General features: G+C 62.8%; 1 protein-coding gene. It reads right to left on the minus strand.

Annotation, left to right across the window (positions count from 1 at the left end; translation table 11 throughout):
* The coding region (locus GIV26_RS27105; protein ID WP_236282933.1) for a hypothetical protein at positions 1–530 on the minus strand (530 nt) is incomplete at both ends.

Here is a 530-nt window from a genome sequence, read left to right on the forward strand (position 1 = left end):
GGCACTTCGGTGCGGGCGCCCCGGCCAAGCCAGTACATGCGGATCCAGTCGCCGCGCAGTGTTTCGCCAAACGGTGCAAACACGGTGGCGTAGGCGCCTACATCATCCGGATTCAGCTGGCCGCTGATCGCCTTGTCGACAATCGGCTTGGGCATCGTACGCTTGATCTGACCCACCACGATCTGCAACCGCAGGGACTCCTGCGGGCGGCCGCCGGGCCGGGTGTGGGCGTAAAACACGTCAGTCAGGTGGCCGTCGAAACGCCGCAGTTCGTCGGGGTATACCGTAAACAACAAATCCCCACCGGCCGTAGGCGGAATATCGTCGACTTCGCGGCCGATGCGATGTTCGATGGTGTTATCGGCGCTGCTGACCCGGAAGATGACTTCGATATAACCGTCCTTCGGCCAGCTCCCTTGAAGGGGGAAGCGTACGGTCGCGTCGACATCCGGCTCGATATGGCCACCCTGGTCCTCGTCTATCGTCGGCGCCGGCCACCTGACGACTTGCCCCACGACCTCCAGATAGAG

The sequence above is a fragment of the Pseudomonas sp. PA-1-3F genome, assembly GCF_021609665.1.
Lineage (GTDB): Bacteria > Pseudomonadota > Gammaproteobacteria > Pseudomonadales > Pseudomonadaceae > Aquipseudomonas > Aquipseudomonas paracarnis.